This window comes from Halorhodospira abdelmalekii (genome assembly GCF_016583625.1).
Lineage (GTDB): Bacteria > Pseudomonadota > Gammaproteobacteria > Nitrococcales > Halorhodospiraceae > Halorhodospira > Halorhodospira abdelmalekii.
Genome location: NZ_NRRN01000155.1, coordinates 1 through 450, shown reverse-complemented (window position 1 = coordinate 450; position 450 = coordinate 1). Strand labels below are relative to the sequence as shown.

Genomic DNA, 450 nt, shown 5'->3' with positions numbered 1-450 from the left:
TGCCCGAACTGATGTCTCCCTTATCCTTCAATCCATCCTAGCTGTCCTTCTTTGGACCTCTGCGCTCGTCGTGAGCCCACCGACCTTCGCCTATGAATTTGCTGGAAGCTTCGGTCTCGAAACGGAATTTTCTGATAACATCAACCTAACCAAGGACAAGCAATCCGACCTCGTAACTGAACTCTTTATCGGGTTTTCGTACCAGGATCGATCTCCGACGATCGAGGGCCTGGTGGCTGGCCGTCTTGGTTACCGGACATTTCTCCACGGCAACGCCGCGGATGAGCTTCGTCCGAATATTCGCGGCAACCTCTTGTTCCACCTGCGCCCCGAACGCTTCTCCTGGGCCCTCGACGGGGCCTGGGAACAACTCCGAACGGAACCATTAGGTCCCGAGGCTCCGGGCAATCTGGAGAATCAGTTCGTCCTTTCCACTGGACCGGACGTGCG

At 56.2% G+C, this 450-nt stretch carries 1 protein-coding gene; it reads left to right on the top strand.

Annotated features, from left to right (window positions below; genetic code table 11):
- Positions 1–70: 70 nt before the first annotated feature.
- Positions 71–450, top strand: a 380-nt coding sequence (locus CKO15_RS13910) for a hypothetical protein (protein ID WP_200197434.1), incomplete at its 3' end; no start/stop codon positions are given.